Below are 15270 nucleotides of genomic sequence, written 5' to 3'. Positions count from 1 at the left end.
TAGCGTAAAATATTCCCCTTTTTTTACCAATCAATAGTTGTAAATTTGTCATTCAAATGTAAAAAAATGGCATTACCCAATACAAACCCAACAAGCACATTGGCTTGGCAAAAACTACAACAGCATTTCGCTCAAATGAAGAACGTTTCCATGCCCGAAATGTTTGCCAGCGACAAAGCCCGAGCCGAAAAATTTCACATCCAATGGAATGACTTTTTAGTTGATTATTCTAAAAACATCATCAATCAAGAGACATTAAATTTACTTCAGGACTTAGCCAAAGACGTGAAGCTGAAAGATGCTATTGCCAGCTATTTTGGTGGCGAAAACATCAACCAAACTGAAAACAGAGCTGTACTCCATACTGCTTTGCGTTCTCCGGAAAATGCTACTGTTTTAGTGGAGGGTCAAAATGTAATGCCGGAAATTTTCGAAGTAAAAAACAAAATCAAAACCTTCACAAACGAAGTCATCTCCGGAACCCGAAAAGGGTTCACCGGAAAGGCTTTTACCGATGTAGTGAATATCGGAATTGGCGGTTCAGATCTTGGTCCGGCAATGGTGGTGGAAGGATTACAATTCTATAAAAATCATTTGAATGTTCATTTCGTTTCCAATGTGGATGGCGATCATGTGAATGAAATCATCAAAAAAATAAATCCGGAAACCACGCTTTTTGTGATTGTTTCTAAAACCTTTACCACACAAGAAACGCTAACCAATTCGGAAACCATCCGTTCTTGGTTTTTGAAATCAGCAGCACAGGAAGATGTGGCCAAACACTTTGTAGCGGTTTCTACCAACATTCAAAAAGTAACTGAATTTGGCATCAATCCAGCCAATATTTTTCCAATGTGGGATTGGGTTGGCGGCCGTTTTTCGCTTTGGAGTGCCGTTGGTTTATCCATCAGTTTAGCCGTTGGTTTTGATAATTTTGACGACTTATTGCAAGGCGCTCACGACATGGACAACCATTTCAAAAACGAATCGTTTGACAAAAATATTCCGGTGGTTTTGGCGCTGTTGAGCATTTGGTATAACAATTTTTTTGGTGCCGAAAGCGAAGCCTTGATTCCTTACACGCAATATTTACAAAAGCTGGCTCCCTACCTACAACAAGGCATCATGGAAAGCAATGGGAAAAGTGTGGGACGCGATGGGAAACCTGTTAATTACCAAACTGGAACCATTGTTTGGGGAGAGCCGGGCACCAATTCGCAACACGCTTTCTTTCAGTTAATTCATCAGGGAACCAAATTGATTCCGACCGATTTTATTGGCTTTGTAAAACCTTTATATGGCAACCAAGATCATCATGACAAATTGATGTCGAACTTTTTTGCACAAACCGAAGCGTTGTTAAACGGAAAAACCGAGGCGCAGGTCAAAGCCGAATTTGAGAAACAAGGTGTATCCGGAGAGAAAGTAGCATTCCTGTTGCCTTTTAAAGTATTCGCCGGCAACAAACCAACCAATACTCTTTTGATACAAAAACTAACGCCCAAATCGCTGGGTTCCTTAGTGGCTTTGTACGAACATAAAATTTTCGTTCAAGGGATTATCTGGAATATTTTCAGTTATGATCAATGGGGCGTTGAATTGGGGAAACAACTGGCAAATTCCATTTTAGACGAAATTCATTCCGCCACTGTTAAAAACCATGACAGTTCAACGGAATTCCTTTTAAATCATTTTTTAAAAGCCAAATAACCACAATACAATCTAAAACCTCACCACATCGTGAGGTTTTTTTGTGCGTTTTCTCTATATTTGTTATTCCAAAACAAAATACCATGTACGACTTTATTCAAAAATTCCACTCCGGTTGGGCTTATGTAGCACTGACATTATTAGTTTTCGCCATAATTAATTCACTTATCGGAATGACATCCAAAAGAGAATTTGCCGCCAAAGACAGAAAGATTGCGCTCTTCGGTTTAATTGCAACTCATATACAGTTATTGGTTGGATTAATCTTGTATTTTGTTTCTCCACTTGGTTCAGCCGTTTTTGGTCAAATGAAAGATGCCGCTTTACGACTCACTTCACTAGAACATCCGTTAGTAAATATCATAGCCATTACACTGATAACTATTGGCTGGTCTAAACACAAAAAAGCACAGACCAGTAAGGCAAAATTCAACAGTATTGCGGTTTTCTATGCTTTAGGTTTACTTTTTATTATGAGCAGAATTCCGTGGAATTTGTGGTTCAAACAATAAAAATAAAGTCCTGAAAAGGGCTTTTTTTATCAAGGTATGGTTTTTGCCAAACCTTTTAAACTAAAAAAAGTTCATTTATGAATACCAAAATAACAACCCTTATTTTTTCTTTTATAACCCTTGTTTTTTGCGTCAATGTATGGGCAATCCATCCAAAGCAAAAAGAAAAAAACAAAGGAAAAAGCAAAGAAAAAACAGTTACGCCAAAAGAAACTAAGGAGAAAACCAAAGTAATCTCAGCTGCGAAAATAGATTCGCTGAAAAACAAACCAACAGCCGAAACTCTTCCAATGGTAGATTCTGTGAAAACGGAGATGAATTTAAAGTTCAAATTCTACAAAAAAGATGCACACGCTTCCTATTATGCTCAAAAATTTCACGGCAAAAAAACCGCCAGTGGCGCCCGATTTGACAATACAAAATACACCGCAGCGCACAAAAAATTGCCTTTCGGAACCAAAGTAAGAGTCACGAATGAAGCCAATGGTAAATCAGTAATTGTTGAAATTACAGACCGTGGCCCTTTCTCAAAAGTTCGTGAAATTGATTTAACCAAAAAAGCCTTTATGGAATTGGTAGACAATAAAAATACAGGAGGAGTTATTGTAAAACTAGAAGTAGAAGACAAGTAAACTACCAGCTTTTAAAAGGATGGTTGCTTAAGTAAGCGTTATAATAGCGAGCATCATTCGTTACTTCTTCCCCAAGCCAACTCGGTTTTTCAAAAGCTTCAAATTCGGATTGCAACTCAATTTCGGCAATAATCAATCCTTCATTTTCGCCTGAAAAAACGTCCACTTCGTAGATGTGATTCCCTACTTTTATTTCGTGTCGGATTTTGTCAATCATGCCGCTTTCGCAAATGGCTAGTAGTTTTTCAGCATCCGTCACGGCTATCTGTGTTTCCCATTCCAGCCTAGTTGTGCCAGTTTCGTTTCCTTTGCCTTTGATGGTCAAAAAGCCTTTGTCGTCTTTAATTCTAATGCGAACCGCTCGTTCCGGATTGGAATTTAGATACGCTTGCACAATTCTTTTTTGGGAAAAAGCTTCTTTTGTAAAATCATTCGAAAGGACTAAAAACTTTCGTTCTATTTCTATCATCGGACACAAATTTTATCGAAAGATACTATAAATTTGTGATATGGCTGAACCGATTGCTTACCGAAAAATTATCCACATTGACATGGATGCTTTCTATGCTTCCGTCGAGCAAATGGACAATCCCGAATTAAAAGGAAAGCCATTGGCAGTGGGCGGTAGTGAGATTCGCGGCGTGGTTTCGGCGGCTAGTTATGAAGCTAGAAAATTCGGTGTAAGAAGCGCAATGAGCGGCATTCAGGCCAAGAGAAATTGCCCGGAGTTGATTTTTGTGCGCCCACGATTTGACCGCTACAAAGAGATTTCGAAAAAGATTAGAAAGATATTTCATGACTACACCGATTTAGTGGAACCTCTGTCATTAGACGAAGCTTATCTCGATGTTACGCAGAACAAAAAAGGGAATCCCAGCGCTTCCCTGATTGCGCAGGAAATCAGAAAGCGAATTTTCGAGGAAGTGGGTTTGACCGCTTCTGCCGGAATTTCGGTGAATAAATTTGTGGCCAAAATTGCCAGCGATTATAACAAACCCAACGGGCAAAAAACAGTAAATCCGGAAGAAGTGGAAAGCTTTTTAGAAAACCTGGATATCAAAAAATTCTATGGCATCGGCAAAGTAACCACCGACAGAATGTATCATCTGGGTATTTTTACCGGCAAGGATTTGAAATCAAAATCAAGAGAATTTCTGGAAGAGCATTTCAATAAAAGCGGCTTACATTTTTACAATATCGTCCGCGGCATTCACAACAGCGCGGTCAAGCCCAATCGCATTACCAAATCAGTCGCTGCCGAGCATACCTTTAACGAAAACCTGACTTCGGAGATTTTTATGATAGAACGTTTGGAACGTATTGCCGGCGAATTGGAAAACCGCTTGAAGAAGTATAACATTTCCGGAAAAACGGTAACACTCAAAATCAAATACAGCGACTTTACGACACAAACGCGAAGTAAAACACTGCCTTATTTCATTTCCGACAAAGGATTGCTCTTAGAGGTCGCCAAAGAGCTCCTGTTTCAGGAACGGATGAAAGATTCAGTTCGCTTACTTGGCATTTCGTTAAACAACTTGAATACCGAAATTAAGAAAACAGTGGTAGTGCAATTAAAATTTGAGTTTTAGTCATAAAAAAACCAGCCCGAAAGCTGGTTTACTATTTTTATAAAAAGAATGATTAGTTTCTTCTGCTCATCAAAATCCTTAAAATATACCAGAATAACAACATTACTGAAGCAAAAAGTTGTAAAGAAGCCCCAACATATTGTTGTGTTCCGTACTTGTTTTTTATTTGATCGGTTTGATAAAGGATACTAATCGAAGCCAAGACTACCATTCCTACAGAGAACCAAAGTCCAAGATTAAAACCAAAAATGGCTCCAACAACAATTGTTCCCAAAGAAACGAATCCACCAACGATAAGTATGGTTCTTAAAAAGGAAAAATCGGTCTTGGTTAAGAAAACGACAGCCGTTAAACCCGTGAACATAAACAAAGTCGTCATTGCTGCCTGCATCAATATATCGCTACTACCAGAATAACCGGCGGCAATATAAATCATCGGTAAAAAGATTATAGATTCTAAAATCACATACAATCCTAATCCTAAATACTGTTTCTCTCTTGAGGGATGATACGCTAATTTATTAGATAATACCGAGCCCAACCAAAACAATCCAATGATAAACAACCAAATAAATCTACCGCTAAACATCCATAGAATTACTTCAACGGGTACTGTTTTGACTAAAACGGATTCAACAACTATAAAGGCTAAAATCGCTAAAGCTAAATGCTGATAGGTTTTTTTATAAAACGTTGCTTTTTCAATATCAGTAGCGCTTGAAACTAAAATGTTTTCATTATCCATAAGTTCTGAGTTTTAAAATTTTGTCTAAAATATGTTTTTTTTGGTAAAAATAAAAATCCACTTAAAAATTTTAAGTGGATTCCATACTATGGTTTAAAAAAATTTATTCTATTTCAGAAACACGCAAAGTGTTTACCATTCCTTTATCGGCAACCGGCATAGCGGCTAAGTTGATCAGCATGTCGCCTTTTTTCACGTATCCGTTAGCTTTGGCAATTTCGTTTACATCACCAACAGTATCATCGGTGCTAACAAATTTGTCATAATAAAAAGCATTCACTCCCCAAAGCAGATTCAACTGCGTCAAAATTCTTTTGTTGGAAGTATAAACCAAAATATGTGCTTTGGGTCTCCAGGCCGAAATTTGAAAAGCCGTATAACCACTATTCGTTAATGTCGAAATAGCTTTGGCTTTTATTTCATTGGCCATAATAGCCGCGTGATAACAAATAGATTTGGTGATAAAACGCTTAGTTCTAACGTGAGGCGGATTTTGTGGCACCATAATCAGTGGAGAATCTTCAACCGCTTCAATGATTTGTGTCATTTTTTCGATAACCTCCACCGGGTAATTACCCACCGAAGTTTCTCCGGAAAGCATCACTGCATCAGCACCATCCATCACCGAGTTGGCCACGTCATTTACCTCAGCACGTGTTGGCGTTAAACTCGTAATCATCGTTTCCATCATCTGTGTCGCTACGATTACCGGGATTCTGGCGGTTTTGGCTCTGTGGATTAATTTCTTTTGAATCAGAGGCACTTCGTGCGCCGGAATTTCTACCCCAAGATCACCACGAGCTACCATCAAACCATCACAAAAAGCCACGATTTTATCAATGTTTTCGACGGCTTCCGGTTTTTCGATTTTGGCTACGATTGGAATTTTATAATCCGAATGTTTGGCAATTAAATCCTGTAATTCTTCTAAATCTTTTGGTGTTCTAACGAATGAAAGTGCAATCCAATCCACTTTTTGCTCAATGGCAAACAAAGCATCTTTAATATCTTTTTTGGTCAAAGCCGGTAACGATACTTTGGTGTTTGGCAGGTTGACTCCTTTTTTAGATTTTAACGGTCCGCCTTGAATTACTTTACAAACCACTTCAGTAGTTCCGTTAGTCTCTAGGGCTTCGAACATTAATTTTCCGTCATCCAAAAGAATTTTTTCTCCCGGATTTACATCTCTCGGGAATTCTTTGTAGTTCATGTAAACACGTTCTTTAGTTCCCGGAACGTCTTCAGCAGTTTGGAAAGTGATAATGTCACCGGGATTCACCACTACGTCTTCTTTCATTACGCCTACCCGGAGTTTTGGTCCTTGTAAATCGGCTAAAATAGCCGTGGTATATCCAAATTCATCATTCAATCCTCTGATAATATCGATTCTTTCTTTTACATCTTCATAATCGGCGTGAGAGAAATTAACACGAAACACATTCACTCCGGCATCAATCATTTTTTTAATCACTTCTCTCGAACTACATGCAGGCCCCAGTGTGGCTACAATTTTAGTTTTTTTTCTTGTTGGCATTATCCTTAAAAAATTAAATTATTTTTTGATTTTATTTTTTCTACTTCTACAGCGTAAACCGTGCTTACTCTGTCGATTTTCTTGATACAATTGGCAATTTTTAACACATCTACTGTGGCTTCGGCGTTTTCTATTTTTAAAAAGTAATCTACTTTTTTAAACTCCGGAATCAGATAGATTTTGGTCGAAAATTTGGTGTTGCTTTCGGCAAACAAGCCTTGATTACCTGTTTGCGACGAAACAAAAACAGCGTTTTGATTTTGAATTAAATTCCAGGAAATATCCTTAGTGTCATCTTCAAAAATAAATCTAGTAAATTGGGTTTCCCCTTCTTTACTGCTGATATGAATGTTACAATTGCTCTTTTTAAGATTGATAGGCAGATTTTGATTGATGTAATACGCTAATCGATAATCCTCTAAAGGCGAATGAATAGCAATCAATTGATAATCTATCTCGTCAAACTCATCCAAATGCAATTTGTGAACGGTCATATCTTGCAATTTAAGTTGTAAATATAGCATATCTGTTACAGATTATCACTACCAAGGGATTGAGTTAACGATATTTTATGAACGAAAACGTTATAGTTTTTTGAGAATCTATATTATTTTTTGTTAATTTTTTCCTGAAATGCAAAATAAGCGCGTTGGGATGCTTTTTCTTCTGCTTTCTTTTTGGAAGTCGCCCTGGCTTTGGCCACCACTTTATCATCGATACTCAGTTTGACACCGAAATATTTTTGCCCGTCATTGCCATTGTCATCAAAGACATCGTAATGGAATGATTTTTTTTCTTTTTGACACCATTCAATCAGTAAGCTTTTATAACTGATGACTTTACCCTCTAATTTTTCAATGTCAACATAGGGAGTAATAACACTTCTTTGGATAAATTTTTCACAGAAATCGTAGCCTTTATCCAAAAAAATGGCACCCACTAAAGCTTCAAAAATATTTCCGTGAATGTTTTCGCCAAAGTGTTGTGTGGGCACTTTACTTTCTACAAATCGGATTAAGTTTAGGTCTCTTCCCAATTCGTTTAAATGTTCGCGGCTGACAATTTTAGAACGCATTTTGGTCAAATACCCTTCGTCACCGGCAGGAGCTTTGTTATACAAATGTGCCGCAATTACAGCACTTAACATGGCATCTCCAAGAAATTCGAGACGCTCATAATTCATAGGATTACCTTTCAAATCCATTCGGTTGGTTGAACGATGGGTGAAGGCTTTTTCGTAGTAGATTATCGTTTGGGGCCTAAAACCTATAACTTTTTCAATCTCTTTAAAAAAAATCCCGTCCTCAGTTGAACGGGAATTTTTAAATATTTTTTTTAGAATTCTCATCTAAAGTTTAGTCTTCTAATTTTTTGAATAAAACGCAAGCGTTATGACCTCCGAAACCGAAAGTGTTACTCATAGCTACTTTAACCTCTCTTTTTTGAGCTTTGTTCAATGTTAAATTTAAGCTTGGATCAATGTTTTCGTCCACAACCGTATGGTTAATGGTTGGTGGAACAATACCATGTTTCATAGCTAATATAGAAGCAATAGCTTCAATAGCACCAGCAGCACCAAGCAAGTGACCTGTCATTGATTTAGTTGAATTGATGTTGATGTTTTTAGCATGAACACCAAAAACAGCACTAATGGCTTTCAATTCGGCTACATCACCAAGTGGCGTTGACGTTCCGTGGGTATTGATATGGTCTACTTGATCTGGCAACATTCCTGCATCGCGCAAGGTGTTTTCCATAACAGCGATTACACCAATTCCTTCCGGATGGGGAGCAGTTAAATGATAAGCATCTGATGACATTCCGCCACCGCCAACTTCACAATATATTTTGGCTCCACGAGCTTTCGCATGTTCGTATTCTTCTAAAACTAAGGCACCGGCACCTTCTCCTAAAACAAATCCGTCACGGGTAGCATCAAAAGGTCTTGACGCTGTTTCCGGACTCTCATTTCTGGTAGATAATGCCTGCATTGAGTTAAATCCGCCCATACCGGCAATAGTCACGGCTGCTTCTGAACCTCCTGAAATGATAACATCACACATTCCTAAACGAATGTAATTGAAAGCATCAATCAGGGCATTGGCCGAAGAAGCACAAGCTGAAACCGTGGTATAGTTAGGCCCCATGAATCCATTTCGCATTGAAATGTGTGCAGGAGCAATATCGGCAATCATTTTCGGGATAAAGAACGGATTGAATCTTGGTGTTCCGTCACCTTTGGCATAACTGATAACTTCCTCCTGGAAAGTTTCCAAACCGCCAATTCCGGCACCCCAAATAACCCCTACTCTTTGCTTGTTAATATTGGTATCGGTAATTCCTGCATCTTTAATGGCTTCTTCGCTGGCTGCAATAGCATATTGAGCGAATTTGTCCATTCTACGGGATTCTTTACGATCCATATAGTCTTCGATGTTGAAGTTTTTGACTTCGCAGGCAAATTTTGTTTTATGTTTTTCGGTATCGTAATAGGTGATTGGTGCAGCACCACTTTTCCCGTTTACGAGAGCATTCCAATATTCTTCGATGGAATTTCCAATGGGCGTTAGCGCACCTAAACCTGTTACTACAACTCGCTTTAATGCCATAATGTCTTTTTTACAATTGTATTTAAACAAATAATACCCATGTTTTCTTCAAAGTTAATCATTAAAGAGACAAGGGTATTTCAATATTTTTTAGATTGAATGTCAATCTGTTTTACTCTTTTCAGTAAAAATAATAAAAACCCCGTGAAAAATAGGATTTCTCACGGGTGAATTATTATTATTTTTTTGCTTCTTCGATGTAAGAAATAGCTTGACCTACAGTAGCAATGTTTTCTGCTTGGTCGTCCGGAATTTGGATATCAAATTCTTTTTCGAACTCCATAATAAGCTCAACAGTGTCTAATGAATCAGCGCCTAAATCATTTGTGAAGCTTGCTTCTGTTACAACTTCGTTTTCGTCAACGCCTAATTTGTCTACAATAATCGCTTTTACTCTTGATGCAATGTCTGACATAATTTCTAAATTTTTAATTTTAATTGTTGGCAAAAATAAAAAACTTTATTTTAAAACAACCTTTTTGTTACTAAATGTGTTCACGAAATTAAAAAATTAATTTCAAAATCTTACATAATCATGGTTTTAATTCGCGTAATTATTCTTTTTTTTGTGCTGTCAAACAGCTTTCCCCAATGAAAAAAATTTTGCTTTTCGCCTCAGGCGCGGGTTCCAATGTAGAAAACATCATTCAGTACTTCAAAAACAATAACGAAGTTGCTGTCGTTGGCGTGTTTTCCAACAATCCGGAAGCCAAAGTTTTAGAAAAAGCGCAAGTGCATCATGTTCCAACATTAGTTTTTAATCGAGCCGAACTGAACGAAGGTTTTGTTTTGGCAAAAATCAATGAACTGCAACCTGATTTGATTGTATTGGCTGGTTTTTTATGGAAAATGCCTGAAGAAATTGTGCATCACTATCCAAACAAAATCATCAACATTCATCCGGCACTGTTACCAAAATATGGTGGAAAAGGCATGTATGGCATGAACGTACACAAAACTATTTTGGAAAATAAAGAGCATGAAACCGGTATCACCATTCATTATGTAAACGAACATTATGATGAAGGCGAATTCATTTTACAGCAAACAGTCAACATAGAAAGCTGCCAAACTCCTGAAGAAATTGCTGCTAAAGTACACGAACTGGAACATGAATTTTTCCCAAAAGTAATTGAACAAATCCTAAACCCTAAATCCTAAAATGTCACACCAAGTCCACATCTACACCGACGGCGCTGCTAAAGGAAATCCCGGGAACGGCGGTTATGGCGTGGTAATGGAATTAGTTGGCACACCTTATAAAAAAGAATATTACGAAGGTTTTCGATACACCACTAACAACCGAATGGAATTATTGGCGGTAATCGTAGGTTTGGAAAAACTAAAAAATCCGAACATGAAGGTTTTAGTAGTTTCCGATTCGAAATATGTGGTGGATGCTGTGGAAAAAAAATGGGTCTTCGGTTGGGAAAAGAAAAACTTTGCCGGCAAAAAGAATCCCGACCTATGGATGCGTTTCCTCAAAATTTACCGCAAACACCAAGTAGATTTCAAATGGATTAAAGGTCACAACAACCATCCGCAAAACGAAAGATGCGATGAATTGGCTGTTTATGCTTCGGGGTTGAATAAACTTTCGATTGATGCTTTTTACGAAAAGGAAGAAGGAAAGTTACTCTAAAACATTACAAATTAGCACTAAGACTTCGGTGTTGCAACTCTGAAACTTAAAACTTATCTTTGCGCCTTTAATTTGAATCGCAAATAATGAACAAACTTTTAATAGTAGGAACGGTGGCATTTGATGCTATCGAAACGCCTTTCGGAAAAACAGACAAAATATTAGGGGGTGCCGGAACCTTCATCGGTTTATCTGCCTCACACTTTAATGTAAAATCAGCAATCGTATCGGTGGTTGGAGATGATTTCCCACAGGCTTACTTAGATTTATTAACTGATAGAAATATTGATATTTCAGGAATAGAAATCGTAAAAGGCGGAAAGACTTTCTTTTGGAGTGGTAAATACCACAACGATTTGAACTCTCGTGACACTTTGGCAACCGAACTAAATGTTTTGGCCGATTTCAATCCTGTGGTTCCTCAAGATTTTAAAGATGCTGATGTTGTAATGTTAGGTAACTTACATCCTATTGTACAAAGTGGTGTTTTAGATCAAATGACTGAAAAACCAAAATTAGTAGTGCTTGACACTATGAACTTCTGGATGGATTGTGCGTTACCGGAATTATTAGACGTTATCAAGCGTGTTGATGTAATTACGATTAACGATGAAGAAGCCCGTCAATTATCAGGCGAGTACTCATTGGTAAAAGCGGCTGCAAAAATCCACACTATGGGACCAAAATATGTGGTGATTAAAAAAGGAGAACACGGAGCGTTGTTGTTCCATAACAAAGAAGTATTCTTTGCTCCTGCTTTACCACTAGAAGAAGTATTTGACCCAACAGGTGCCGGAGATACATTTGCCGGTGGTTTTGCCGGTTATATTGCGCAAAGTGAAAACATTTCATTTAACAATTTGAAAAACGCGATTATTCAAGGATCCAACTTAGCTTCTTTCTGTGTAGAGAAATTCGGAACCGAAAGAATGACTAGCCTGAAAAAAGAAGAGGTGCAGGAGCGCTTGAAACAATTCAAAGCTTTAACACAATTTGAAATAGAAATACAATAAATTTATGCCTCGAAACTTTCGGGGCTTTTTTTATGCTAAAAAACACTAAACAAACAACTTACAAACAGAAACAACACAACAACTACTATGAGCGACGCCATTAAACACGAATGTGGAATTGCCCTTTTACGATTAAAAAAACCGTTAGCCTTTTACAAAGAAAAATACGATTCGGCTTTTTACGGAGTACAAAAAATGTATCTCCTAATGGAAAAGCAGCATAACCGCGGTCAAGACGGTGCCGGATTTGCTTCTATCAAATTTGATGTAGAACCCGGCGAAAGATACATCAGTCGAGTACGCTCGAACAAAGCGCAACCGATTCAGGACATTTTTGCACAAATCAATGAAAGAATCAACGAAGAGCTGAGCCTGCATCCGGAATACCAGGAAGACGTACAATTGCAAAAAGACAATATCCCATACATCGGTGAATTATTCCTGGGGCATGTTCGTTACGGAACTTTTGGCAAAAACAGTTTAGAAAGCGTACATCCTTTTTTGCGTCAAAACAACTGGATGCACCGAAACCTCATCGTTGCCGGAAACTTCAACATGACAAATGTTACGGAGCTTTTCAATAGCTTAGTCGAATTGGGACAGCATCCCAAAGAAATGGCAGATACTGTAACTGTGATGGAAAAAATTGGTCATTTCCTGGATGATGAAGTAACCGATTTGTATCAGGAATGCAAAAACAACGGTCTGTCCAAAAGAGAAGCTTCACCAGTGATTGCCGAGAAATTAGATTTAGCCAAAATATTAAAAAAAGCCTCCAAAGGTTGGGATGGCGGTTATGCGATGGCAGGCTTGTTGGGTCATGGCGATGCTTTTGTTTTCAGAGATCCCGCTGGAATCCGTCCTGCTTATTTTTATGAAGATGACGAAATTGTAGTAGTGGCTTCAGAACGACCGGTTATCCAAACCGTTTTTAACGTTCCGTTTGAAAAAGTACAGGAATTACAACCCGGCCATGCTTTAATCGTAAAGAAAAACGGAATCATTTCGCAAGAAGAAATCATCACGCCAACAGTAAAAAAAGCGTGTTCGTTTGAACGCATCTACTTTTCCCGCGGCAGCGATGCCGAAATTTATCAGGAGCGAAAAGAGCTCGGGAAATTAATTTTACCAGCTGTATTGGATGCTATTGACAATGATACTGACAACACCGTTTTCTCTTATATCCCCAATACGGCGGAAACTTCTTTCTACGGAATGGTGGAAGCCGCGAATGACTTTTTGAATCACAGAAAAAATCAATTTATCCTTGACAACCGAAAAACGTTAACCAAAGAAAAATTGGAACAAATCCTTTCGGTAAAAATCAGAACCGAAAAAATTGCCATTAAAGATGCCAAACTCAGAACCTTTATAACTGAGGACAGTAGTCGGGATGACTTGGTGGCACATGTTTATGACGTAACGTATGGTGTGATTAAACCGGAAGACAATTTGGTTATCATCGACGATAGCATCGTGAGAGGAACTACTCTTAAGAAAAGCATCCTCAAAATGATGGATCGCTTAAATCCGAAACGCATAGTGGTGGTTTCTTCAGCTCCTCAAATCCGTTATCCGGATTGTTACGGGATTGACATGGCCAAGCTGGAAGGATTGGTAGCATTCCAAGCGGCACTGGCTCTATTGAAAGAACGCAATTTATATCATATTGTAGATGACGTTTATACCAAGTGTAAAGCGCAAGCCAATTTCAAAGACAAAGAAGTAATAAACTATGTTACCGAAATATACAATCCTTTTACAGACCAAGAGATATCAGATAAAATAGCTGATTTACTAACTTCTGAAGATATTAAGGCAGACGTTAAAATTATCTTCCAAAATGTGGAAAATCTGCACAAAGCCTGTTCTAAAAATCTAGGGGATTGGTACTTTACCGGAGACTATCCAACACCCGGAGGAAATAGAGTTGTAAACAAAGCCTTTATGAATTTTTATCAAGGAAAAGATGCTCGCGCTTACTAAAATTTTAACATTTTTTGAAGTTAAACGATTATTGATGCAGTTCATCTAAATTTTTTGTGTGCTGAATATCAATGTACTTACATTTGACCTTACCATAGCATTAGTAGGTTAAGTTTATGGTAGATTTGGGGCAAAAAGGGTGAAAAGAAATTTTCACCTTTTTTATTTTATACCCTCAATACTTCAGCCAAAAAACCTTTAACGATTATACTTGCCGTTTGTCTATTTTATTTTTTTAACAAGGGTTACACCAATACATTTGAATCACCATAGCATTAGTAGGTTAAGTTTATGGTAGATTTGGGGCAAAAAGGGTGAAAAGAAATTTTCACCTTTTTTATTTCACAAAAGTCTTAAAATTATTAAAAAAAGGCAGTTTACACTCTCATTTGCCTATCATCCCAATATATTTTTAACAAAAACTCTTGTTTTTTAGACGGTTGTCCTTAGTTTTGTCCTACCATAGTATTTAGTAGGTTAAGTTTATGGTAGATTTGGGGCAAACAGGTGGAAGCAATTCCGCCTGTTTATTTTTATCCCAATTCCAAATAAAAAAACCGATTGCTTTCACAATCGGTCTCTTCTGAACAAATTATATATTGTTTTTATTTTTCAGTAGCGTATAGTCTGGCTACTTCTGTCCAGTTGATTACATTGAAGAACGCTTCAATATAATCCGGACGACGGTTTTGATAATTTAGGTAGTAAGCATGCTCCCAAACATCCATACCAAGAATTGGGAAGCCACCACAACCAGTATCCGGCATTAACGGATTATCCTGATTTGGCGTTGAACATACTTCCAGCTTTCCACCTTTGTGTACACAAAGCCAAGCCCAACCTGAACCAAAACGAGTAGCCCCGGCTTTTGCAAATAAAGCTTTGAATTCTTCAAACGATTTAAAATCTCTTTCGATAGCTTCCAGAAGCTCTCCTGTTGGCAAACCTCCAGCGTTCGGAGCCATTACTCTCCAGAATAAATTGTGATTGTAAAAGCCGCCACCGTTATTACGAACCGCAGCGTTTTTCATATCGAGATTAATCAGAATGTTTTCAATTGTTTTTCCTTCCATATCTGTTCCTTCAACGGCGGCGTTCAGATTGGTGGTGTAAGCGTTGTGATGTTTTGAATGATGAATTTCCATCGTTCTGGCATCAATATGGGGTTCTAATGCATCGTATGCATAAGGCAATTGCGGTAATTCGAAAGCCATGATATTTTTATTTTAGTGATTATTAAATTGAATTCAAATTTATACATTTAACTTCGTAAAAAGAAATTCTATTTCTTAATT

The 15270-nt window shown here is 37.8% G+C and carries 16 protein-coding genes; 8 read left to right on the top strand and 8 right to left on the bottom strand.

The annotated features are described in order from the left end of the window. Nucleotides 1-66 precede the first annotated feature (66 nt). From pgi to V7D82_RS03705, 3 genes are all read left to right on the top strand, one after another. Complete coding sequence (pgi, locus tag V7D82_RS03715) at nt 67-1710, top strand: glucose-6-phosphate isomerase (RefSeq protein ID WP_333599628.1); 1644 nt, start codon at nt 67-69, stop codon at nt 1708-1710. Nucleotides 1711-1793: 83 nt separating this feature from the next. Beyond that, a complete protein-coding gene (locus tag V7D82_RS03710; protein WP_333599627.1) occupies nt 1794-2222 on the top strand; it encodes a hypothetical protein in 429 nt (142 codons plus the stop codon). Between the two features lie 77 nt (nt 2223-2299). Continuing rightward, complete coding sequence (locus tag V7D82_RS03705) at nt 2300-2854, top strand: septal ring lytic transglycosylase RlpA family protein (protein WP_333599626.1); 555 nt, start codon at nt 2300-2302, stop codon at nt 2852-2854. Between the two features lies 1 nt (nt 2855). On the opposite strand, the gene V7D82_RS03700 is transcribed toward V7D82_RS03705, so the two are convergent. Continuing rightward, on the bottom strand, nt 2856-3323 hold the full coding sequence (locus V7D82_RS03700; RefSeq protein WP_333599625.1) for a CYTH domain-containing protein: 468 nt from the start codon (nt 3321-3323) through the stop codon (nt 2856-2858). A 40-nt stretch (nt 3324-3363) separates the two neighbouring features. Here V7D82_RS03700 and dinB point away from each other — a divergent pair, with 40 nt between their 5' ends. Next, nucleotides 3364-4446 (top strand): DNA polymerase IV, encoded by a 1083-nt coding sequence (gene dinB / locus V7D82_RS03695; protein WP_333599624.1) that lies wholly within the window; start codon nt 3364-3366, stop codon nt 4444-4446. Between the two features lie 52 nt (nt 4447-4498). Here the strand turns inward: dinB and V7D82_RS03690 are convergent, their stop codons facing one another. The 6 genes from V7D82_RS03690 to V7D82_RS03665 form a co-directional block, all read right to left on the bottom strand. Then, entirely contained in the window at nt 4499-5191 is a 693-nt protein-coding gene (locus V7D82_RS03690) for a Bax inhibitor-1/YccA family protein (RefSeq protein ID WP_333599623.1), read from the bottom strand. Nucleotides 5192-5294: 103 nt separating this feature from the next. Continuing rightward, nucleotides 5295-6725, bottom strand: coding sequence for a pyruvate kinase (pyk, locus tag V7D82_RS03685; protein WP_333599622.1), 1431 nt, complete (start codon nt 6723-6725; stop codon nt 5295-5297). Nucleotides 6726-6730: 5 nt separating this feature from the next. Continuing rightward, complete coding sequence (locus V7D82_RS03680) at nt 6731-7219, bottom strand: IPExxxVDY family protein (protein WP_333599621.1); 489 nt, start codon at nt 7217-7219, stop codon at nt 6731-6733. Between the two features lie 113 nt (nt 7220-7332). After that, a complete protein-coding gene (gene rnc, locus V7D82_RS03675; protein ID WP_333599620.1) occupies nt 7333-8073 on the bottom strand; it encodes a ribonuclease III in 741 nt (246 codons plus the stop codon). 7 nt (nt 8074-8080) lie between these two features. Beyond that, nucleotides 8081-9334 (bottom strand): beta-ketoacyl-ACP synthase II, encoded by a 1254-nt coding sequence (fabF, locus tag V7D82_RS03670; protein WP_333599619.1) that lies wholly within the window; start codon nt 9332-9334, stop codon nt 8081-8083. A gap of 178 nt (nt 9335-9512) precedes the next feature. Next, nucleotides 9513-9749: an acyl carrier protein gene (locus tag V7D82_RS03665; RefSeq protein WP_007137004.1), complete on the bottom strand. Its 237-nt coding sequence runs from the start codon at nt 9747-9749 to the stop codon at nt 9513-9515. 176 nt (nt 9750-9925) lie between these two features. Between V7D82_RS03665 and purN the strand changes: the two genes are divergently transcribed. The 4 genes from purN (at nt 9926) to V7D82_RS03645 (ending at nt 13975) form a co-directional block, all read left to right on the top strand. Beyond that, nucleotides 9926-10495 carry a phosphoribosylglycinamide formyltransferase gene (gene purN / locus V7D82_RS03660; protein ID WP_333599618.1) on the top strand — a complete coding sequence of 190 codons (570 nt, stop codon included), beginning with the start codon at nt 9926-9928 and terminating at the stop codon, nt 10493-10495. Nucleotide 10496: 1 nt separating this feature from the next. Continuing rightward, nucleotides 10497-10976: a ribonuclease HI gene (gene rnhA, locus V7D82_RS03655; RefSeq protein ID WP_333599617.1), complete on the top strand. Its 480-nt coding sequence runs from the start codon at nt 10497-10499 to the stop codon at nt 10974-10976. An 86-nt stretch (nt 10977-11062) separates the two neighbouring features. Next, nucleotides 11063-11989 (top strand): PfkB family carbohydrate kinase, encoded by a 927-nt coding sequence (locus tag V7D82_RS03650; RefSeq protein WP_333599616.1) that lies wholly within the window; start codon nt 11063-11065, stop codon nt 11987-11989. Between the two features lie 87 nt (nt 11990-12076). Continuing rightward, on the top strand, nt 12077-13975 hold the full coding sequence (locus V7D82_RS03645) for an amidophosphoribosyltransferase (RefSeq protein WP_333599615.1): 1899 nt from the start codon (nt 12077-12079) through the stop codon (nt 13973-13975). A gap of 605 nt (nt 13976-14580) precedes the next feature. Here V7D82_RS03645 and V7D82_RS03640 read toward each other — a convergent pair. Further along, complete coding sequence (locus V7D82_RS03640; RefSeq protein WP_333599614.1) at nt 14581-15189, bottom strand: superoxide dismutase; 609 nt, start codon at nt 15187-15189, stop codon at nt 14581-14583. Nucleotides 15190-15270 lie beyond the last annotated feature (81 nt).

The sequence above is a fragment of the Flavobacterium sp. genome (assembly GCF_036741995.1).
Classification (GTDB): Bacteria; Bacteroidota; Bacteroidia; order Flavobacteriales; family Flavobacteriaceae; genus Flavobacterium.
Note: the sequence above shows the minus strand (reverse complement) of the source record. Positions and strands in the feature narration are given on the sequence as shown.